Raw genomic sequence first — 19,876 nt, forward strand, 5'->3', positions numbered from 1 at the left:
AATTGTTTTAAAAGTTCCTGTGAATAGGTTATTAATAAACTAAAGTAACTAAAAGGAGAATTTGAATGAACAATACCTCAACGACTACATTAACAATGAAAAGAGAATTTAATGTAAAGCCTGAAAAAGTGTTTGACGCATGGTTGAATCCTGTAATGATAAAAAAGTGGTTCTTTACATTGGAAGGGACGAATAAGGTTGCACAAAATGACCCAAAAGTAGGGGGCAGTTGGGAAATTGTAGACCACCGGCAAGGTGTAGACTACCGGGCGATCGGGAAGTATGTTGAAATCAATTCGCCTGAAAAAATCGTGTTCACTTTTAAAATGCCGCAATTCAGCGAACTGGAAGATACAATCACAGTGGAGCTGAAAGAGTTGGGACAAGGCAGTGAAATGACGTTCACCCAACTGATCCATGTTGAAAATGAAGAGCAATGGACAGATGCAGACATCGTAAAAGCTCTAGATGAAATGCGAGATGGCACAGAACATGGCTGGAATTTAATGTTCATGGGTCTGAAGGAATTAGTTGAGACCGGAAAAGTGAGCTATCAAGGTTAGGACGTATAATAAAACACAAGGTGGGGGGTTATGACCATCCGGTGATTGAATTTTCGGGGAAAATTTTCTAATAAAAGGTTGAATTGTTCTACTATATCTTTATACGGTTCCAGAAGAAGTAGCCGCATCTTCGGAACAACAGCTCATCGCGAAATTTAAATATTAAATCAAAGGCACCGTCTAGTTAGGAGATGCCTCTAACTTATAGGGAGAAAAGTTCGCGAAAATGGTAAAATAGGCTAAATTGAAGTGGTGTAAATTTGAATTCAGAAGGGGACGGGTACAATGAAAAGCGCAAAACCATTTTTAATGTTTCAAGGCGGCGTTGCAGAAGAAGCAATGAACTTCTACACATCCGTTATCGAGGACGCAGAAATTACGAGTATTGTCCGCTATGGAGCAAATGAAGGCGGAGATGAAGGGAAAGTTATGCAAGCAACTTTTTCGATAAAAGGTCAGGAATTTATGTGCATTGACAGTAATATAAAACATGAGTTTGACTTCACACCGTCATTTTCTATTTTTATTACATGTGATACAGAAGAAGAAATCGATCATCTTTATGAAAAACTGCTTGAAGGCGGACATCCGCTAATGCCAATCGGTGATTACGGTTTCAGTAAGAAGTTCGGCTGGCTAAATGACCGTTACGGCGTGTCATGGCAGATCAATTTAGCTTAATAAAATGTGCCGGGTGCCATGACTCGATACCCGGCGCTTCATTTTCTAATATATTTTAAAGTCTTCTAATAATAAATCCCTTGCGTTCAACGCCAGCTATTCACCCAACATTCTGATAAAGCATCCCGCCAAATGCCCGATTTCTCACCATAATCTTCAGCAGGCCATAGCCTAAAAGCGCACCCGCAAAAGAACTCATCATAAATGCCGGGACAAAACCGAACAGTGCCGCTTCCTGACCTAAAAATAAAATCGCAATCGGATAAGTAGCCATCGCACCGAGCAACCCTGTCCCAATCACTTCACCTACAGCTGCAAACGCCAACTTCTTCGTTTTCGCAAACAAAAATGCAGCGAGAAGTGCGCCAATCATACTCCCCGGATAGGCAAAGATACTGCCTGTCCCCATCAAATTTCTTAACGTCGACGTAAGAAACGCCTGTAATACCGCATACCATGGACCGAGCAGTACCGCCGATACGACATTGGCAAAGTGCTGAATCGGAAAAATTTTTGCAAAACCTAATGGGATATACACCAAACTGCTGAGAATCGTCGTAATCGCTGCGATAATCGCGGAATATGTAAGTTTTCTCGTTTTATTCATTTCTACCATCCTTTATAATAATTTTTGCAACAAAAAAACCACTTTCATTTAAGAAAGTGGTATCGTGGCCTATACAAAAATAAAAATAGGGGATCGACACTACTTTCCTACGCTAGTATTACCTAGATCAGGTGCAAAGGGTACTTCTCAGCCAAAAGGCGCCCCTAGTAGTTTTATGAGCAGATCATCTGCTTCCAATATTAGGTTAATTTCACAATTATCATAACACGGCCGTTTCATTATGCAAATGCATTTTCTAAATTTGATTCCTTTGACCGAGAAAAACTACTGCTCATACCCGCCGCCATAATTACCGGGTTGGGCATGTTGCCAAGGGTTTGGCGGACCGATGAAAGTATTCGGTCTGACAGGAGCAATTGCCTGCTGCCATAAATTTTCGTTCATGCCATACGTATGGGCCATAATATTTGCTGGTGTCAGCTTAAGGAGGTCGGAACCTAAAATGACTTCCGGTGTCGGAGCATTAAAAATGGCAAGCAGATGCGTGTTGTTTTGCGTAGCGACTTCGTAATGCCACCACCCTTGAGGAACGTTCGCTACTTGACCGGGGGTAATCGGAAAATGCATCAGCTGTTTCGTAAACGGATTCAAAATCGAAACAATCGCACTCCCCGCAATACAGTAAACAAGTTCCGCCGCATTTTGGTGATAGTGCGGTTCAATCACATTATTGGCACTCAAATAAATATCAAGCAGCGATATATTATCCAGTGTATTTAACTGGTTGACGCCCATTACATTAATAAAATTTTGCTGGTCTTTAACGAACAACGGGTTTTTATTAAGGTCGAATGTAAACTGGGGTTGCACTGATGTATAATCTTGATTCGAATTCAATAGTTCACCTCTTTTTTATTGTAGTTAAAATATGCAATAATTTACCAGTGTGTGCCTATGTCGTTAGTAGCCATCCATTTAAAAATACACATACAACGCATTGATTAATGTGAAAATTAAAATAAACAGGGTATAAATAAACGTACTCACGACCATTAAGGAAGACATTAAAAATGAAATTGTTGGCAAAGAAGTAACGTAGCGCGAGTTGCCCCCTGTTTCCATATAGAGCGGAATATCCAACCTCTTGCTTAACACAAAACTGACAATGACCAGGATGTAGATAATAAGCGAAATATTAAAGGGATGTTTGCGGTAATCGATCAGATCAAGCATCATTTTTGTCTTCCCTTTATACTCCCAGTCCTTATTGTCTTCTACTCTGTCACCTTTCAGGATGTAAACAATACCGGCTATTACAAGCCCCGAAAATAAATACCATTCCAGCATCGTAAAAAACAGCGTCCAGCTATAAAACGGTGCGATCACAAGCGGTAGAACAACAAGTCCACTCAACCATTTATTAACTGGCTGATTAGCAGAAAGCCATTCGTTTAGAGCATGCCGTTTATCTTTTGTATGTGCTTTTTCCTGTTCCCGGTAACTGAAGATTTGATTCATTACAAAAGTGCATCCTACCAGTACTAATCCGATTCCGAAAGTAAGATAAGAAGCTTTCGGATAAATCACGACCTCATCATAATTAAGAATGATCCAGTTCCCGCATAGGGCAGTGATCAATATCCCAGTAAGCATCATATATGAAGATAAGTTTCTCATCCGTACACCTCCATTGTTCTATTCTACGTCGATTGGATGGAAATAGTTTCAAATAAAACAGGAGGCATGTAAATAGTTCTAATCACGGCACTCAGTTGTTCTAATAACCATCCGACATCTTCAAATAAAGCACTCCAATGTTCTAATAATTCGCCGACATTTTCTAATAACCACCCAACTATTCTAATAAAATCCAAAACACAGCAGGGTGGGCAAGTAGCATATTTTCTACTTCTTCTGCCGCAATTTTTTCTTCGCTATGGTTGACTTAATTTATTGCTCCAGCTTCCACGATTAAATAGCTGTCTTCCTTATAAGGCTGCTCTACTAAAGCTATTAGGCGGTGGGGCATTTCAATGTACTTTTTAAAAATTAGAAAAGCATAATTAAGATTAATCCAAATTTATACTGTCAAATAAATCTGAAAAATTTAATGCAATATAGCTAGAAAATCAAAAATGTGCTAATTGATGTAGTTAAAATCCAGAGACTTTTAAAAGACAGAAAATTATAATAATTAAAAAGATAAAGGGGGTAAGTTCTTATTACTACCTTTCAAGCAAGAAATTAATAGAAAGAAGGGGATTATATATGCAACGTTCAAAACGATTTGAAGTTTTAGAAGATAGACCCGTCAATAAAGATGGATTCGTGAAAGAATGGCCAGAAATGGGCTTTGTGGCAATGTCGAGCCCAAATGATCCAAAACCTTCGATTAAGTTAGAAAATGGAAAGATTATTGAATTGGACGGCAAGAAAAGAAAAGATTTCGATATGCTCGATCAATTTATTTCGGATTATACAATTGATGCAACAATTACTGAACAGGTTATGGCTCTTGACAGTATGGAGATTGCACGGAAACTTGTTGATATCAATATCCCTCGTGCTGAAATTGTAGAGTTATCGAAAGGATTGACACCTGCAAAATTATTAGAAGTGCTCAATCATATGAATGTTGTAGAAATGATGATGGCTTTACAAAAGATGCGAGCTAGGAAAACACCATCAAATCAATGCCATGTTACAAACATTAGGGATAACCCAGTGCTCATGGCTGCGGATGCTGCAGAAGCCGGATTATATGGATTTGACGAACAGGAAACAACGGTAGGAGTCGTTCGGTATGCACCATTCAATGCATTGGCTTTACTGGTAGGATCACAAACGGTAAGAGGCGGGATTCTAACACAGGATTCGTTGGAAGAAGCAACTGAACTCCGTTTAGCCATGCTTGGACTGACTTCATACGCTGAAACAATTTCTATTTACGGAACTGAGCCCGTTTTCATTGATGGTGACGATACACCTTGGTCCAAATCATTTCTAGCTTCTGCCTATGCTTCACGGGGTGCTAAAATGCGTTTTACATCAGGAACGGGTTCAGAGGTACAAATGGCTGGAGCAGAAGGGAAATCTATGCTGTACCTGGAACTTCGATGTGTAATGATGGCGAAAGGGGCAGGAGTTCAAGGATTACAAAATGGGTCCATTAGTTGTATCGGTATACCAGCTTCGGTTCCGAGTGGGCTCCGTGCTGTTTTAGCAGAAAACTTAGCTACGATGATATTTGACTTGGAAGTAGCCTCTGGAAACGATCAAACATTCTCGCATTCAGAAATTCGACGTACTGCAAAAATGCTTTGTCAAATGTTACCTGGAACGGATTTCATCTTTGCAGGATTTAGCGCAGTACCAAACAATGAAGATATGTTTGCTGGATCCAATATGGACTCAAGTGACATAGATGATTATTTAATCATTCAACGAGATTTGATGGTGGATGGCGGATTAAAGCCAGTGGATGAAGAAACTATAATTGAAGCGCGTTATCAGGCGGCTAAGTCAATGCAAGCAATTTTTGATGAACTTGGGTTCCCGGCTATCACTGACGAAGAAGTGGAAGCCGCAACTTATGCCAATAGCAGCGAAGATATGCCAACGAGAAATGTTGTAGAAGACTTGAAATCTGCCGAACAAATCCTGCGAGATGGGATTTCCGGTTTTGATATTGCACTTATATTAGCGAAAAGGGGCTATCGACAAACAGCCGAACGAATTTTCGATATGTTGAAGCAGCGGGTGGCAGGGGATTACCTTCATACTTCCGCCATTATCAATAAGGATAATCTGGTTATGAGTGCTGTAAATGATGAAAATGATTACAGCGGTCCCGGCACAGGCTACCGTCTCAGCCCTGAACGATGGGAAGAAATTAAAAATATTCGCCAAGCAATCAGTCCGAAAGACTTTGACTAGGGGGAGTTTGATATGACGACATCGACTTATGTTATCGACATGAAGTTAACGGAAATAGGACAGGCAACCAAAGGAACCAATCCAAGAGAAGTAATTGTAGTACTGGGTCCAGCTTATGGAAAAGAATTGAATAAAACTATTGTCAAAGTGGATCATGCTGCCGTTTTGCGTGAAATTTTATCAGGCATTGAAGAACAAGGAGCCGTTCCAAAAGTCATTCGAAGTTTACGCACCGCTGATTTAGCTTTTATGGCACATGGAGCAGCTCAACTGAGTGGTTCCGGAATAAGTATCGGCTTGCAATCAAGGGGAACAGTAGTTGTTCACCAACGTGACTTGGATCCCTTAAGTAATCTTGAATTGTTTCCACAATCTCCGGTTATTTCTTTAGATATGTACCGAAAGATCGGGCAAAATGCTGCCAAATATGCATTAGGAGAAAGCCCGAATCCTGTCCTGGTAGTGAATGACGCTATGACACGACCAAAATATCAGGCAATTGCGGCTTTACTTTACTTAAAAGAATGCCAGTCACTAATCCCGCATCAAAAGCCGATAGAATTGAAAGTGGAATTTTCAATTACTGAATAGGAGGAATAGAAAATGGAAAATCAAATCCTAGAACAAAAGAAGCGATTAACAAAAGAAGATTATCCATTAGGCTTGAAAAGCCCAGATTTATTGTTTACTACAACTGATAAAGCATATGACGAGTTAACATTGGATGCAGCTCTAGCGGGCGAAATTACGGGCAGAGATTTGCGAATTAGCCCAAGAACATTGGAGATGCAAGCTGAAATTAGTGAAAGTATAGGCAGAGCCCAACTGGCCAAAAATTTCCGACGTGCAGCAGAAATGATTAATATTTCGGATGCGCGTATATTGGAAATTTATAATGCTCTGCGTCCGAATCGCTCAACGAAAGAAGAATTATTGAGGATAGCCCAAGAACTGGAAGATGAATATGGTGCTGTAGAAAATGCCAGCTTAATCCGTGAAGCGGCAGATGTATATGAAAGAAGAGGAAGATTAAAGGAAATTGAGGACTAAGTGTTATGAAAAAAATAATAGCCGGCGTAGATATCGGCAATTCCTCAACTGAAGTAGCCGTCGCACAGTTAGAAGAAGGCTATGTAAAGTTCCTTTCTCAACATTTGGTTAAAACCACTGGAATAAAAGGAACGACTGACAATGTGAAAGGTATCTGCACTGCTTTAAAAGAAGCTGCCAAAAAGGCATCGATTTCATTAAATGATATTGAGCTGATTCGTTTAAATGATGCCGTTCCTGTGATTGGTGATTTAGCGATGGATTTAATCAGTGAAACGATTATCACGGAATCTTCTATGATCGGACATAATCCAGATACGCCGGGTGGTGCAGGTATGGGGATCGGTATAACGGTTCTAATCGATAAGCTGAGTACCCTTGAAGAAAAAGAGCAGGAATACATTGTGGTCATCCCGAAAGAATTTGACTATGAATGGGCTGCTTATCAGATAAACAAAACTGAACAGAATGGAATCACTATTACTGGAGCTATTGTGCAAAAAGACGATGGGGTATTAATTCATAACCGGCTAACTAAAAAAATTCCCATTGTAGATGAAGTTTCCTTAATCGATAAAGTGCCACTCAATAAGTTGGCTGCAATCGAAGTAGCTTTACCGGGATATGTAATCCGTACATTAAGCAATCCTTATGGGCTTTCAACTGTTTTCGAATTGGATCCTGATCAGACCAAACAGATTGCCTTGGTTGCGAAAGCCTTGGTGGGAAACCGTTCGGCTGTTGTCATCCTAACTCCTCAAGGAGAATTGGTCGAGCGAAAAATAGAAGCAGGGCGCGTCATATTGCAAGGGGCAAATAAGCAGGAGTTAGAAGTATCAATCAATGATGGTGCTGAATCGATCATGGGTATTTATGAAAAACTGGGGACTCTTCAAGATGTCAAAGGAGAAACTGGCACCAATGTAGGTGGAATGTTTAATGGTCTCCGCCATGACTTAGCACAACTTACTGGACAACCCGCGCAAGAAATTATGATTTCAGATTTCCTAGCTGTAGATGCGGTGATTCCAACGACCATTAGTGGGGCAATAGCTGGTGAACTTTCTATGGAAAGCGGCGTTGCTTTAGCTTCCATGGTTAAAACAGACAAAGTTCCTATACAAAAAGTAGCCTCTTTATTGGAAGAAAAAATAGGCATAAATGTAGAAATTGGAGGAATTGAAGCGGATATGGCAATTCGTGGCGCATTAACAACTCCAGGGACCAGAAAACCGATTGTCATTTTGGATATGGGGGGAGGTTCGACCGATGCGGCTTTGATGAATGAAGCCGGTAAAATAACTTCTATCCACTTAGCAGGTGCTGGGGATATGGTGACCATGCTCATCAATTCTGAATTGGCTTTAGAAAACAAAGAATTAGCTGAAAAAATAAAGAAAAATCCACTGGGTAAGGTCTTAAGCTTGTTCCATATGCAATTAGAAGATGGAACGATACTTTTTTCGAATACGCCTTTTCCACCACATACATTTGGAAAAGTTTTGATTCGTGAAGAAAATGAACTTACACCTTTACCAAACATATTATCAATGGAGAAGGTTCGGGACATACGCCGGAGTGCCAAACGTCGGGTATTTGTGACAAATTCTCTTAGAGCACTTAAAAGGGTTATACCTACAGGAAATTTAAAACATTTGTCCTTTGTTGTAATGTTAGGTGGATCAGCTCTGGATTTTGAAATTCCGCAGATGATAACAGAAGAATTAGGGAAATATGGAATAGTAGCAGGCTTTGCTAACATACGAGGGACTGAAGGGCCGCGGAATGCCGTAGCGACAGGATTAATATTGTCGTCAGTTAGAAAAGAGGTTGCTCAATGAGTATACGGAAAATTCATATACTGATTCTTCATCATCAGAATCTTGATCGGAAAGCAATGAAAGAAGTTTGTGCTGGACTAGAAGAAGAAGGTGTACCATATTTACTTCAAGATGAAAATCAGCTAGATAATTGCGTTGAACTGGCAGCAATGGCCGCTTCTAGTTCTACGTTGCAAGTCGGAATAGGAATTAATCAAACAGGAGAGCTATGTGTTCATCATGAAAAGTTAAAAAAGGAAGAGCCTTACTTACTGGGGGACTTGCAAAACGGGAGAAAAGTGGGCAAGAATGCGGCTCGTTTAGTTAAAGGCTTACCATTGATCTTATAAGGAATAAGGAATAAGGAAGGGTGAAAAGGATGAGTCAAATCACTTTAGCATTATCCAAAAAGCTGATTGAGGCTGCTGAACAAGAAGCTGTCAAAATCAACGTACCCATGGTAATCAGTATCGTGGATTCAGGAGGTAATCTGGTTGCATGCCACCGAATGGACGAAGCTTTATTAGTGAGTGTGGATATCGCACAAAACAAAGCATGGACTTCAATCGCTATGAAAATGCCAACTGAAAACTTAGCGCAAGCAACGGGTTCCGGAAAAGAGTTGTTCGGTATAAATACAACAAATAATGGGCGCGTTGTTATTTTCGGCGGAGGGATTCCATTGATTAAAGACAATCAGATTATCGGTGCCATAGGTGTAAGTGGTGGCTCCGTTAAAGAGGATATACGAGTCGCAAAAGCTGCAGTTGATATGTTGAGTAATTTAAGCAAGGCAGCTAGTATTGCTGATTAACGAAAAGACGGAGATTATCCCGTAAGAAATAATAGGCTTTAAATGGACCTTTAGGAGTTTTTAAATTCCTAAAGGTCTTTTTGAAAAGGAATAATAGTACCTATAAAAATTCAGCGATAAATTTTATACTGCTGTAAAGCGTCTAAACTTTTATTCTAAAGATTAAATGAGCTATAATAATAGTGACTTTTAAAAAAGAAAGAATATTCAAAATAAAGATTCGATATATTTTAACGAAAGTAAATTTCTGAAAAAATATTCAAGAGGGAGTTGGAGTTAAATTTTGACTACATACAATTTAAACCATCTTGTAAATGTTGAGGTTCTTCAGGAAATTCAGGAACGTTTTGCAACAGCTATCGGATTAGGCGTCATTATTGCAAATGAGCATGGTGAACCTATCACCACACCGTCTAATTTCACCAATTTTTGCTCAAAAATGCGTTCTTCTAAAGAAGGATTGCAATGCTGTGTGTTATCGGATCGAAACTTAGGAATCAAAGCAGCTCAACTAGGACAACCGGTTGTCCATCATTGCCATGCAGGCTTAATTGATTTGGCAGCGCCTATCATCCTTAATGGAAAACATCTTGGTTCTGTTTTATGTGGACAAGTATTAATAGAACCTCATGACAAAAAGCAACTGCACTATTTGCATGAACAATTTAAAAAATTACCGATTGAGCAGGAATTGCTTGAGCAGTTTTTGGCAGAGATTGAATTTACTAACCAAAAGCAAATCGAGTCTACCTTGCAACTGCTACAATTGATTGCGGATTATATTGCGAAGATAAGTTCTAATTCTATTGTAGAAGAAGAGTTGAATGAGAAGCAAGTAAAACTGATGAAAGAGCTTGAGGAGCATATTGAATTGAAATCCCTTCTGAAAGAACTTCAATTGAAAGTACTGCAATCTCAATTCAATCCACATTTTCTGTTCAATACTTTGAATACCATTTCTCGTATTGCTTATTTAGAAAATGCTGAACAAACCCAAAATGTGACGTATTCTTTGGCGAAAATTATGAGATACAGTTTGCGTAATACAACAGAGCCGGTGACTTTAAAGGAAGAGTTAGATTACATCCAAAGTTATTTAACCATTCAACAGTCCCGTTTTCGCAATCAAATTGAATATGAGGAACTATTGGAAATAGATCCGACAGCAATTAAAGTTCCTATTCTCTCAATTCAACCAATTATTGAAAACGCTATCATTCATGGGCTAGAACCGCAAAGTGGTGACAAAAAAATCAAATTCTTTGGGTATTTAAGAGATGGAAATGTAATTTTAGAGATTTCGGATACAGGGGTAGGTTTGTCAGAAGAAGAATTATCTACAATTTTTTTGCGTGCAGAAAAGAAAAGAAATAGTCATACAACAGGAATCGGTATGGATAATGTCCAAAAGCGCATAAAGCATTATTTTGGTGAGGAATATGGCATTAGTGTAATTAAAAGTGAAGTAAGTATAGGTACGACTGTACAGATTGTATTACCGTTTCAGGAGGAGGAATTGCTTGAATCTTCTAATTGTAGATGACGAACCATTGGAGCGGGAAGTATTAACGATGATAATAAAAAAAGAGAAGCTAGGAATCGATCGCTTTGTAGAAGCGAAAAATGGAATGGATGCCGTTCATTTGGCTAGGGAAAAGCAAATTGATTTGGTGCTTATGGATATTGAAATGCCGGTTATGGACGGATTGACAGCTGCCAAGATGATTAAAAAAGATCTTCCGCACTGCCGGATTATTTTTCTGACAGCGAATAATGAAATTGATTTTGCCGATCAGATCATTTCAAGCGAAATCAATGAGTATATATTAAAACCAGCTCATCCTCAGGACATTATACAAGCCCTAACAAAGCATATTCCTGTTGAGCAAAGGCCGGTGATGAGCCCTTTCAAATCGCAGGGCTTTTGCAGACATCCTGAAATTGTCACGATTATAGAGTATATAAAAGATAATCTTCATATAGATTTAAAGCTAGATTATTTAGCGGAATTGGTTCACTTTAATGGTCAGTACCTTAGTAGGTTGTTTAAACAAGAAACAAAATATACGCTTACGCAATACATCACAGCTTGTCGAATTGAAAAAGCTAAACATTATCTCAGTTATTCAAGTGAATATACAGTTGTAGAAATAAGCAAGAAATGTGGATTTACGGATTCAAATTATTTTGCTAGAGTTTTTAAAAAGTATGAAGGGGTTAGCCCTAGTCAATACCAGCAACAAGCTTACTTAAATAGAAAAAAGAGAATGAATTCATTCAATAATATTTTGATGTGATAGAGTGAATCTGCGTCAAGGTTCAGATTCACTTCCCTTAGCTTTTTTATTGCGTAACATTCAATTTAGTTTTCTGCTTCTTGAGTTATTTAGAGAAGACAACATGTTAAAATAATATTCTAATAACCTATCTGTATTTTCTAAAATGACCACCAACTATTTTACTGAAACCGTGACTCATCTTATAACTCAAAAGCGATTGCACTAATGGAACCGTCCCACTACTGTGCAGTCGCTTTCTTCAAAATAAGCTGCAGTATTTCATTGGCACAAATCGCATCCGCATCGGCTGTATGATGGTTAAGAAGCGGGATGTTATACGTTTCGGCAATGACATTTAAATTATTTCTCGGACTGTCCAAATATTTTCGCGCAAGCAGTACCGTACAGGCAGCAGGATTCGTTGGGCGAATACCGTTTCGGAAAAACTCGAGCGCGAGAAAGCTGTACCAGTCAAACCCGATATGGTGACTGACAATCGGTAAATCACCTAAAAAATCTTTAAAGGCGTGAATGACAGGGGAGATCGTTTGCTCATCTTTCACGCGTTCATTAGTAATCCCGTGAATATGAGAATTTTTGATCGGTTTTTCCGGATTCACAAACCGGTGAAAAAGATCCACAGTTTCTCCGTTGCGTATTTTTAGTGCAGCAATCTCCACGATTTTATCACCTCTAGCAGCAGAGCCTCCCGTCGTTTCAATATCGACGACGATATATTCGGGTGCATGCTCCAACAGTTCCACCATTTCCGCAACCTTCAAGCGCGGGCTATACGTTGTAATAAACTTTCTTAAATACTGCGCGGCAAGCTTCGTATTGTAATAATGGCCATAGCGCGTCCGGGCAATATAGCCGTGCTGTTCCAGTTCATCAATTGCCTCTGTCGGATAGCTTGCGGCCAATGCTTCACGTTTGGCAAAGCCCACAATCGAGCACGTAATCAGGATGCGGATATGCAGCCGTTCAATGTCCATAAACTTCACCTCTTAATTGGAACGTTTGTTCTATAATTGAACCATATATGAAGTAAATAATAAATAAAAAAGCTGACCACAACCGAAACAACGAGCGATGGTCAGCCTATCACTTATTCAGAAAACGGATTCGGCACTGGTTGCAGACGTTCTTGGACTTTCTTCGCAACGACCGTTTTTCCTTTTGAAGGAACGGTATTTGGTATCGAAGATCTTGCTTCGAGGTCTTCCCAGAAATCCGCATTTTTAATCCCTAACACTAGCGGGTTGAACGTTGGGTTAAGCCCCAAACGTTTTTGCGTATCGTAATCTTTCAGTGCGGTTAAAGCGGTTTTCGAAAGCAGCACGATCGTAATGACGTTCACCCAGCCGAGCAGACCTACTCCTAAATCAGTAATCGCCCAAATAAGGGTAGCCGAATTCACTGCGCCGAAAATAACCATGCCTAAAAGTCCGAGGCGGGCAGCATGCGTAATGATTTTGCCTGCTTTGCCGATATTCAGCATTTCTTTAATGAAGGCAATGTTCGTATCCATTTTGTAGAAGTACGTAATTAACGTAGTAAAACAGAACAGGAATAATGAAATTGTCATAAAGTACTGACCGAATGTCGGAGAGATCAGTGTACTCATTGCCGACTGTGTATAAATTTCAGGGTTAGCACCTGGAATGTTCGATACGATGGCCTCGCCAGCACTTGGCGCAACATTGTACATACCTGTAATTAAAATCATAAAGGCTGTCGCTGTACAGATTAGAAACGTATCGATGTAAATAGAAAATGCCTGTACTAAACCTTGTTTGGCAGGGTGCGAAACACTCGTTGCACCGGATTCAAACGTTTCCGTACCTAACCCGGCAGCACTTGAGAATACACCACGCTGTACACCCATTGCGATGGCTGTACCGACCAGACCTGCAAATGTAGCATTCAAGTTAAGCGCACTTGTCACGATCAATGAAAACATCGCCGGAATTTCTGAAATGTTAACGACTAATAAAGCGATACAAATTGTTACGTAAGCTAAGGCCATAAACGGAACCAAATATTCCGAAACAGTAGCGATTCGCTTTACCCCACCGTAAATGATCACAGCCATTAATGCAGCAAGCAGTAAACCTGTTACAAGTGGAGGAACATTGAATGATTCCTGAACCGTTAAAGCGATCGTGTTTGCCTGTACTGTCGGCCATAAAATCCCGATAACGATAATTAAAATCGTCGCTGAAATAATGGAAAACCATTTTAAATTTAAGCCTTTGTAAATATAAAACGGTGTTCCGCCGCGGTATTCACCTTCAATTTTACTTTTGAAAATTTGAGAAAGGGTAATTTCAATAAATGAAGTGGCTGCACCTAAAAATCCCATAACCCACATCCAGAAAACTGCACCAGGACCACCGAGGCTGATGGCTGCTGCAACACCGACAATATTACCTGTACCAATACGGCTTCCTAATGACATCGCTAATGCCTGGAAAGAAGAAATGCCGGCACTGTCATGATTTTTCTCAAACAGCAATGTGATCATATCTTTAAAACGTCTTACTTGAACAAATCGAGTTCTCAACGTAAAAATGAGACCGACCGCCAAAAATAAAAATACTAACGCATTACTCCAAACATATTTATTCAAAAAATTAACGATTTCCAACATTCATGAACCACGTCCTTTTTATGCACAGCAAATTTTTTATGTAGAGCTTTTTTCTGTTAACAGAAAAAAAGTATTATTACTGTAATTAACACAAACAAGCGCTTGTTAAACAAAATTTTTTCGGGCTTGTAGTAATTTTTATGGGATTCAAAGCTTGGGAATGTTTTAGTAGCAGGTATTTAACGGTGTTCTACATTAACAGAAAATAATTTAATATTCACAGGGAAAACGAATAAATTCCATAATCTTTTTTGCAGTAATTCCATATTCCTATCGCTCTCTTATCCCAGAAAGTACTTCTGGCAAAATATTTACACAATGATAGCTTCTCTACAGGTCAGTAATGAATTGATAAGACTACATAATAGAGGAGAGGAAGTTCATGTTTATTCCTTTATTTGGATTTAATTAACGCAGTTTTCCTTATAAATTGTTCAAAAATGCCGAATATTACTTCTTTAAATCAGCACTAAACTAAAACTTAGGTCTTTCTATTGGAATGTTTGAATGTCTCTTGACGTTGTAAAATGTTAGGCCTATCATTGCTAATAGAATCAATTGATAATGATTATCATTATTGATTGTTGATTCTAATAAGAAATCAAGCTGTCTTTACATAACTGTAAATGAGAAAGGAAGTGTTGAAGTGAACTTTCAGGATTTAAGAGGGAAAGTTGCACTTGTGACAGGCGGAGCCCAAGGAATTGGCGCAAGCCTTGTCAAAAGCTTGGCTACATTAGGAGTAAAAGTTGCTGTAATCGATTATAACGAGGAGAAATTGAGAAGCCATGTGAATGGTTTAATAGAGCATGGCTACGAGGTTTTCGCCTTTCCTGCAGATGTCGGAGATAGTAACGCCATTGATGCAGTTGTAGAGAAAGTGGAAAACGAAATCGGGCCAATTGAAATGCTCGTCAATGTAGCAGGTGCATTGGCTACAGGACCGGTCGAATCATGTACTGACCGTGACTGGGCAAGGATTTTTTCAATTAATACGACAGGTGTGTTTTATGTTTCAAGAGCGGTAAGCCGTTATATGATTCAAAGAAATGCAGGTTCAATTGTAACAGTCGGATCCAATGCCGCAAGTGTACCGAGAATTTCTATGGCGGCCTATGCAGCATCAAAGGCAGCAACGGTCATGTTTACAAAATGTCTCGGTTTAGAGCTGGCAGAGCATAATATACGCTGCAATATCGTTTCACCAGGTTCGACGGATACGGACATGCAACGTTCGATGTGGTCCGATGATCATGGAGCTGAAGTTATGATTAAAGGAATGCCTGAAACGTATAAAGTAGGGATTCCACTGAAAAAGATTGCACAACCGGACAATATTGTCGGTGCTATTCTGTTTTTTCTGTCCGAGCACTCAAGCCATATTACGATGAGCAATCTTGTCGTGGATGGCGGCGCAACATTGGGAGCGAGCTAAGTCTGTCTTTTGAATTCAGAGTAGTGAAACGAAAAGGAGCGGTAATATGGTAAGCAAACAAAAAGCACTAATCGAACATGAACTTTTAGATGAGTATGAAGTTGGTGATTTTTTCATTGAAACACCAAAAAGAACGATATTAGGCAAAGGTGTATTCATGCACGTGCCAGCGGGTGAACCACTTCAAAACCAGATGGAAGGATTGTCCGATAGAGTGGCGAGCGCGTTGAAGAAAGCCAAAGAACAAGGACATCCACGACCTGTCGTAGCGGGCGCGGTGCCATTTGATTACTATAAAAAGGCATGTTTACTTGTTCCGGAATCTATCCAAATCGCACCATCATTGCAGCAGGAGGAAAGGGCAGTGACCGCTTCAGCATCTGTTACTGTCAATCGGCTCGTATCCAATCCATCACCAGAGCACTATAAGCAGGGTGTCATACAAGGGATTGAAAGAATAAAAAACGGCGAACTCGATAAAATTGTACTGGCACGTTCACTGGAAGTAAGTCTCAATAAGCCGATCGACCTTCCGCAGCTGTTACGAAATCTTGCGTATCAAAACAAACATGGATATACGTTTGCAGCACCGATTGAATACGGAAATCAAAAGGCTTCGCTCATCGGGGCTAGTCCGGAGCTGCTTGTTTCAAGACAAGGGATGTACGCCATCGCGAATCCATTGGCAGGTTCAAGACCTAGAAGTGAAGATCCGGTAGAGAACCAAAGACGTGCAGAGGAACTGCTTTCTTCTCCAAAGGATTTACATGAGCATGCGGTCGTAGTGGAAGCAGTCGTCAAGGGATTGCGTCCATTACTAAAAACGATCGAAGTCCCGGAAAAACCGTCAGTCGTGTATACGGAAACGATGATGCATCTTTCGACTGTCATTAAAGGAGAGCTCCTGGAAGCGGATATCTCATCGTTGGATTTAGCCATTGCCCTGCAGCCTACACCAGCTGTTTGTGGCGCACCAACGGAAAAGGCAAGACAGGCAATCACAGAAATTGAACCGTTTGACCGAGGCTTCTTTACAGGCACAATCGGTTGGTGTGATGCTGAAGGCGACGGGGAATGGGTTGTGACGATTCGCTGCGCAGAGGCAAATGGCGATTCATTACGATTATTTGCGGGAGCAGGCGTTGTGAGCGAATCGAAGCCTGAAGAAGAATTGGCTGAGACGGGTGCGAAATTCCAGACAATGCTTCGCGCAATGGGTATCGATACAGAGCAGCTGAAGGATATTTAACGACTATTTATAGGAAATACAACAGGGTTCACCAACAAAGAAAAAGGAGTGATTTAGATGGCTATTCCAGCGATCTCATCATATAAAATGCCAAAAGAAAGCAATCTTCCAAAAAATAAAGTAGGTTGGGAAGTCGATCCCAACAAGTCTGTCCTACTCATTCATGATATGCAGCAATACTTTATCGATTACTATGAGAAGGATTCATCATTAGTTCGTGAAATGATCGCCAACATAAAAGCAATCAGAAAACAATGCGATGAACTTGGCATTCCAGTTGTCTATACGGCACAATCGGGAAATCAACAACCAGAGGACCGCGCATTACTGACTGATTTTTGGGGAACAGGACTAAAAGACGATCCGAATATTACAAAAGTGATCGATGAATTGGCGCCAGGCAAGGCCGATATCGTATTGAAAAAATGGCGCTACAGTGCATTTAAAAAATCTAATTTACTGGAAATGATGAATGAACAAGGCCGAGATCAGTTAATCATTTGCGGGGTTTACGCCCATATCGGTTGTCTCATGACTGCTGGAGAAGCTTTCATGTCGGACATTAAGCCTTTTTTCATTGCCGATGCGGTAGCTGATTTTACACAAGATGAGCACGAAATGGCGATCAACTATGTGGCAGGACGCTGTGGGGCAGTTTATTCTACAGCACAAATTATGGATCAGCTAAAGCGTGAGACATCTGCAGAAGCAGAGCTCGTATAAGAATGAACAGGTGGTGAAAATTTTCGCCGCCTGTTTTTTGCGTTCAAATGGAAGCAAGTTTTTTTGAAGAATAAACAGGGAATTGGTTACCGACAATGTTTTTAGAAAAAAGGAGATGAAGTAGATGACAAATTCGGTGCCAAAGGAAGAAGGAATTGACCACAGCTTGAATCTTCTGAGAGAAGGCTATTTGTATATTTTAAATAGAAGACAAAGCTTTCATTCCGATCTGTTCGAAACACGATTGCTTGGAAAAAAGGCGGTCTGTATGGGCGGAAAGGAAGCGGCCGACCTTTTTTACGATAACAGTAAGTTTAAAAGGGCAGGCGTTGCACCAAACCGTGTTGCCGAAACATTATTCGGCAAAAAGGGTGTTCAGACACTGGATGGAGATGCCCATAAGCACCGGAAAAAGATGTTTATGTCCATAATGTCCCAGGACAGACTTAAAAAACTGAATGAAATTGCCGCGAAGCAGTGGGACACGGCTCTAACTAAATGGCAGGAGATGGACGACGTTGTTCTTTACGAGGAAGCGCTGGAAATTATGTGCCGAACTGCCTGTGAGTGGGCGGGGGTACCGGTGGAAGACAAGGACATGAAAAAGCTCGCCGACGATTTTAGAGCGATGTTTGAATCGGCAACGGCAATCGGACCATCGCACTGGGCTGGCAGACATGCAAGAAACCGGGTGGAAAAGTGGATGGGGAACCTCATCGACCAAGTGCGCGAGGGGAAACTGAATCCCGAAGAAGGTACAGCACTGTATACGTTTTCAATGCATCGTGATTTGGAAGGGAATCTTCTTGATCAGGAGGTCGCTTCTGTAGAAGTAATCAATATATTAAGGCCGATTGTAGCGATTGCGGTCTATATTACTTTTTCAGCATTGGCTGCACATCATTATCCGGAAGAGCGGAAGAAACTTCAATCCGGCAACGAAAAAAATACACAGATGTTTGTGCAGGAGGTGCGCCGTTTTTATCCATTCTTCCCTTTTGCCGCTGCGGAAGTAAAAACAGATTTTACATGGAAGGATTATACGTTTGAAAAGGGTACATTAACTTTATTGGATTTATACGGAACGAATCATGATACGAATATTTGGGGGAATCCCGAAGTGTTTCAGCCGAGCCGTTTTGAAAACTGGGATGGCAGTCCGTTCAGCTTTATTCCGCAAGGTGGCGGCGATTACTATTTAGGCCATCGCTGTGCGGGGGAATGGGTGACGATTGAGATGATGAAAGTGAGTCTGGATTTCCTAGTTAACCAAATGACATACGATGTTCCGGAACAGGATTTAAGCTACAGCAAAGTAAGTATTCCAAGCTTGCCTAAAAGCAAAGTAGTAATTAATAATGTTCAGCGAGTATAAGATGAATGGATTAAGCCTGTAACCTTTTACTTGGTTACAGGCTTTTTAAATGCTAATTCGTTAAATCAATTTTCTCATATGTTCCAACCTTTTCCCTGAAAAACGTTTCAATTTGTGCCCACTGAACGTGCGTCACATTTTCCAAGGAATCCTCCAAACAGACAGCTGCACTGTAACCAGGTGCAAGGAAAAAAGGTATGGTACGGGCTTTTACACATGAGGCGGGGTGATGAATCGATCCATCTTGCCGAATCGTTGCCTCTATTAAAGAATCGTGTAAACCAAACCCTTTATATTTCCCGTAACTTTCCTTAGCAGTCCAGAGGGCATAGAATGCTTCCTGTTCAAGAAGCTTATAGAAGTGATTCTCCTCTTCGCTCCACAATGTTTGAAAGAGAGAGAAGTCCCTTGTTACCTGCTGTTCCACATCAATTCCAACCGGAAAATCACTAATGGCACATGCTACATAACTTCCGGAATGGGAGAGATTGAAGTGAAGGTCTTGTCCTAGTTGGTATTTACCGTTTGAATCTTTGGTAAAGCGAATTTCAGACAATTCCATTTCGTAAGTCGTCACCAACATCATCTTCGTCAGTAAATGGGCACAAACCGTCCGCAACTGATCTTCCTTTTTCCGCATGCGTCCAATACGCTGCACCACGTCGTTTTCCAAAAAGGGAAGATAACGTTGCCAATCAGTAGGCATCTCGTTGATCTTGCAATAGGCAAT

The 19,876-nt window shown here is 40.4% G+C and carries 19 protein-coding genes, 2 pseudogenes and 1 riboswitch; of the genes and pseudogenes, 14 read left to right on the top strand and 7 right to left on the bottom strand.

Annotated features, from left to right (window positions below):
- The first annotated feature begins 65 nt into the window (after positions 1–65).
- Both ACQKN3_RS13295 and ACQKN3_RS13300 read left to right on the top strand, forming a co-directional pair.
- On the top strand, positions 66–563 hold the full coding sequence (locus ACQKN3_RS13295; RefSeq protein ID WP_427712108.1) for an SRPBCC family protein: 498 nt from the start codon (positions 66–68) through the stop codon (positions 561–563).
- A gap of 285 nt (positions 564–848) precedes the next feature.
- On the top strand, positions 849–1,244 hold the full coding sequence (locus ACQKN3_RS13300; protein WP_427712110.1) for a VOC family protein: 396 nt from the start codon (positions 849–851) through the stop codon (positions 1,242–1,244).
- 100 nt (positions 1,245–1,344) lie between these two features.
- Here the strand turns inward: ACQKN3_RS13300 and thiW are convergent, their stop codons facing one another.
- The 4 genes and pseudogenes from thiW to ACQKN3_RS13320 all read right to left on the bottom strand — a co-directional run.
- A complete protein-coding gene (gene thiW, locus ACQKN3_RS13305) occupies positions 1,345–1,851 on the bottom strand; it encodes an energy coupling factor transporter S component ThiW (RefSeq protein ID WP_427712112.1) in 507 nt (168 codons plus the stop codon).
- 87 nt (positions 1,852–1,938) lie between these two features.
- A riboswitch (TPP riboswitch) is annotated at positions 1,939–2,027 on the bottom strand.
- 109 nt (positions 2,028–2,136) lie between these two features.
- Positions 2,137–2,709 carry a cupin domain-containing protein gene (locus tag ACQKN3_RS13310; protein ID WP_427712114.1) on the bottom strand — a complete coding sequence of 191 codons (573 nt, stop codon included), beginning with the start codon at positions 2,707–2,709 and terminating at the stop codon, positions 2,137–2,139.
- A gap of 78 nt (positions 2,710–2,787) precedes the next feature.
- Positions 2,788–3,489, bottom strand: a complete 702-nt coding sequence (locus ACQKN3_RS13315; protein WP_427712116.1) for a nucleotidyltransferase — start codon at positions 3,487–3,489, stop codon at positions 2,788–2,790.
- Between the two features lie 199 nt (positions 3,490–3,688).
- A pseudogene (locus tag ACQKN3_RS13320) lies at positions 3,689–3,796 on the bottom strand (hypothetical protein); the annotation flags it as partial.
- 284 nt (positions 3,797–4,080) lie between these two features.
- On the opposite strand from ACQKN3_RS13320, the gene ACQKN3_RS13325 reads away from it, so the two are divergent.
- The 8 genes from ACQKN3_RS13325 (at position 4,081) to ACQKN3_RS13360 (ending at position 11,729) form a co-directional block, all read left to right on the top strand.
- Positions 4,081–5,748, top strand: a complete 1,668-nt coding sequence (locus ACQKN3_RS13325) for a propanediol/glycerol family dehydratase large subunit (protein ID WP_427712118.1) — start codon at positions 4,081–4,083, stop codon at positions 5,746–5,748.
- Between the two features lie 12 nt (positions 5,749–5,760).
- The gene (locus ACQKN3_RS13330) at positions 5,761–6,339 is read left to right on the top strand and encodes a propanediol/glycerol family dehydratase medium subunit (RefSeq protein WP_427712120.1); all 579 of its coding nucleotides are present in this window, start codon (positions 5,761–5,763) and stop codon (positions 6,337–6,339) included.
- A 12-nt stretch (positions 6,340–6,351) separates the two neighbouring features.
- Positions 6,352–6,798, top strand: coding sequence for a diol dehydratase small subunit (locus tag ACQKN3_RS13335; RefSeq protein WP_427712122.1), 447 nt, complete (start codon positions 6,352–6,354; stop codon positions 6,796–6,798).
- A 5-nt stretch (positions 6,799–6,803) separates the two neighbouring features.
- A complete protein-coding gene (locus tag ACQKN3_RS13340) occupies positions 6,804–8,639 on the top strand; it encodes a diol dehydratase reactivase subunit alpha (protein ID WP_427712124.1) in 1,836 nt (611 codons plus the stop codon).
- The gene (locus ACQKN3_RS13345) at positions 8,636–8,968 is read left to right on the top strand and encodes a glycerol dehydratase reactivase beta/small subunit family protein (protein WP_427712126.1); all 333 of its coding nucleotides are present in this window, start codon (positions 8,636–8,638) and stop codon (positions 8,966–8,968) included. The genes ACQKN3_RS13340 and ACQKN3_RS13345 overlap by 4 nt, the downstream gene beginning before the upstream one ends.
- Positions 8,969–8,997: 29 nt before the next feature.
- Complete coding sequence (locus tag ACQKN3_RS13350; protein ID WP_427712128.1) at positions 8,998–9,432, top strand: GlcG/HbpS family heme-binding protein; 435 nt, start codon at positions 8,998–9,000, stop codon at positions 9,430–9,432.
- 283 nt (positions 9,433–9,715) lie between these two features.
- Positions 9,716–10,975: a sensor histidine kinase gene (locus tag ACQKN3_RS13355; protein WP_427712130.1), complete on the top strand. Its 1,260-nt coding sequence runs from the start codon at positions 9,716–9,718 to the stop codon at positions 10,973–10,975.
- Positions 10,953–11,729 (top strand): response regulator transcription factor, encoded by a 777-nt coding sequence (locus ACQKN3_RS13360; RefSeq protein ID WP_427712132.1) that lies wholly within the window; start codon positions 10,953–10,955, stop codon positions 11,727–11,729. Before ACQKN3_RS13355 ends, ACQKN3_RS13360 begins: the two co-directional genes overlap by 23 nt.
- A 221-nt stretch (positions 11,730–11,950) precedes the next feature.
- Here the strand turns inward: ACQKN3_RS13360 and ACQKN3_RS13365 are convergent, their stop codons facing one another.
- The gene (locus tag ACQKN3_RS13365; protein ID WP_427712134.1) at positions 11,951–12,706 is read right to left on the bottom strand and encodes a 3'-5' exonuclease; all 756 of its coding nucleotides are present in this window, start codon (positions 12,704–12,706) and stop codon (positions 11,951–11,953) included.
- A gap of 113 nt (positions 12,707–12,819) precedes the next feature.
- Positions 12,820–14,364, bottom strand: coding sequence for an alanine/glycine:cation symporter family protein (locus ACQKN3_RS13370; RefSeq protein ID WP_427712136.1), 1,545 nt, complete (start codon positions 14,362–14,364; stop codon positions 12,820–12,822).
- Between the two features lie 646 nt (positions 14,365–15,010).
- Between ACQKN3_RS13370 and ACQKN3_RS13375 the strand changes: the two genes are divergently transcribed.
- From ACQKN3_RS13375 to ACQKN3_RS13390, 4 genes and pseudogenes are all read left to right on the top strand, one after another.
- Positions 15,011–15,799 carry a 2,3-dihydro-2,3-dihydroxybenzoate dehydrogenase gene (locus ACQKN3_RS13375; protein ID WP_427712138.1) on the top strand — a complete coding sequence of 263 codons (789 nt, stop codon included), beginning with the start codon at positions 15,011–15,013 and terminating at the stop codon, positions 15,797–15,799.
- Between the two features lie 46 nt (positions 15,800–15,845).
- Positions 15,846–17,048 carry an isochorismate synthase DhbC gene (dhbC, locus tag ACQKN3_RS13380; RefSeq protein ID WP_251690168.1) on the top strand — a complete coding sequence of 401 codons (1,203 nt, stop codon included), beginning with the start codon at positions 15,846–15,848 and terminating at the stop codon, positions 17,046–17,048.
- Between the two features lie 57 nt (positions 17,049–17,105).
- A pseudogene (locus ACQKN3_RS13385) lies at positions 17,106–17,738 on the top strand (isochorismatase family protein); the annotation flags it as partial.
- Positions 17,739–17,895: 157 nt separating this feature from the next.
- On the top strand, positions 17,896–19,146 hold the full coding sequence (locus ACQKN3_RS13390) for a cytochrome P450 (protein ID WP_427712140.1): 1,251 nt from the start codon (positions 17,896–17,898) through the stop codon (positions 19,144–19,146).
- 52 nt (positions 19,147–19,198) lie between these two features.
- Here ACQKN3_RS13390 and ACQKN3_RS13395 read toward each other — a convergent pair whose 3' ends face one another.
- Positions 19,199–19,852 carry a 4'-phosphopantetheinyl transferase family protein gene (locus tag ACQKN3_RS13395; RefSeq protein ID WP_427712142.1) on the bottom strand — a complete coding sequence of 218 codons (654 nt, stop codon included), beginning with the start codon at positions 19,850–19,852 and terminating at the stop codon, positions 19,199–19,201.
- Positions 19,853–19,876: the final 24 nt, after the last annotated feature.

Origin of the sequence: Solibacillus sp. NPDC093137 (assembly GCF_050280445.1) — a bacterium.
Lineage (GTDB): Bacteria > Bacillota > Bacilli > Bacillales_A > Planococcaceae > Solibacillus > Solibacillus isronensis_B.

What these genes read in the sequence shown, in the direction of transcription:
- ACQKN3_RS13295 (WP_427712108.1), top strand. Translation starts at nt 66, where the DNA reads ATGAACAATACCTCAACGACTACATTAACAATGAAAAGAGAATTTAAT.
- ACQKN3_RS13300 (WP_427712110.1), top strand. Translation starts at nt 849, where the DNA reads ATGAAAAGCGCAAAACCATTTTTAATGTTTCAAGGCGGCGTTGCAGAA.
- thiW (WP_427712112.1), bottom strand. Translation starts at nt 1,851, where the DNA reads ATGAATAAAACGAGAAAACTTACATATTCCGCGATTATCGCAGCGATT.
- ACQKN3_RS13315 (WP_427712116.1), bottom strand. Translation starts at nt 3,489, where the DNA reads ATGAGAAACTTATCTTCATATATGATGCTTACTGGGATATTGATCACT.
- ACQKN3_RS13325 (WP_427712118.1), top strand. Translation starts at nt 4,081, where the DNA reads ATGCAACGTTCAAAACGATTTGAAGTTTTAGAAGATAGACCCGTCAAT.
- ACQKN3_RS13330 (WP_427712120.1), top strand. Translation starts at nt 5,761, where the DNA reads ATGACGACATCGACTTATGTTATCGACATGAAGTTAACGGAAATAGGA.
- ACQKN3_RS13335 (WP_427712122.1), top strand. Translation starts at nt 6,352, where the DNA reads ATGGAAAATCAAATCCTAGAACAAAAGAAGCGATTAACAAAAGAAGAT.
- ACQKN3_RS13340 (WP_427712124.1), top strand. Translation starts at nt 6,804, where the DNA reads ATGAAAAAAATAATAGCCGGCGTAGATATCGGCAATTCCTCAACTGAA.
- ACQKN3_RS13345 (WP_427712126.1), top strand. Translation starts at nt 8,636, where the DNA reads ATGAGTATACGGAAAATTCATATACTGATTCTTCATCATCAGAATCTT.
- ACQKN3_RS13350 (WP_427712128.1), top strand. Translation starts at nt 8,998, where the DNA reads ATGAGTCAAATCACTTTAGCATTATCCAAAAAGCTGATTGAGGCTGCT.
- ACQKN3_RS13365 (WP_427712134.1), bottom strand. Translation starts at nt 12,706, where the DNA reads ATGGACATTGAACGGCTGCATATCCGCATCCTGATTACGTGCTCGATT.
- ACQKN3_RS13370 (WP_427712136.1), bottom strand. Translation starts at nt 14,364, where the DNA reads ATGTTGGAAATCGTTAATTTTTTGAATAAATATGTTTGGAGTAATGCG.
- dhbC (WP_251690168.1), top strand. Translation starts at nt 15,846, where the DNA reads ATGGTAAGCAAACAAAAAGCACTAATCGAACATGAACTTTTAGATGAG.
- ACQKN3_RS13390 (WP_427712140.1), top strand. Translation starts at nt 17,896, where the DNA reads ATGACAAATTCGGTGCCAAAGGAAGAAGGAATTGACCACAGCTTGAAT.
- ACQKN3_RS13395 (WP_427712142.1), bottom strand. Translation starts at nt 19,852, where the DNA reads ATGCCTACTGATTGGCAACGTTATCTTCCCTTTTTGGAAAACGACGTG.